Annotated in this window: 1 pseudogene; it reads right to left on the bottom strand. The window is 58.8% G+C overall.

What is annotated here, in order from left to right:
- A pseudogene (locus tag SB753_RS42390) lies at positions 1-228 on the bottom strand (NADH-quinone oxidoreductase subunit D); the annotation flags it as partial.

Genomic DNA, 228 nt, shown 5'->3' with positions numbered 1-228 from the left:
CCGGGCTGACCACGCCGATGCCGACCAGACGCTGCTTCCAGATCCGGTTGTCGGTGAGCAGCGTTTCGTATTCGTCGACGCACTTCGGGAAGCGCGTGAAGAAGTCGTCGATAAAGTCGAGCAACGAGCCCTGACGGTTCTCGTTCATTCTCGACAATGCCTTCGCATTGCGGATCTTCGCCGCCTTGTATTGCGGCATTGCGTCAGGCAGATCGCGATAAACGCCGC

It is taken from the genome of Paraburkholderia sp. SIMBA_053 (assembly GCF_046534895.1).
GTDB classification, from domain to species: Bacteria; Pseudomonadota; Gammaproteobacteria; order Burkholderiales; family Burkholderiaceae; genus Paraburkholderia; species Paraburkholderia caledonica.
This window is presented reverse-complemented; position numbering and strand designations above follow the sequence as displayed.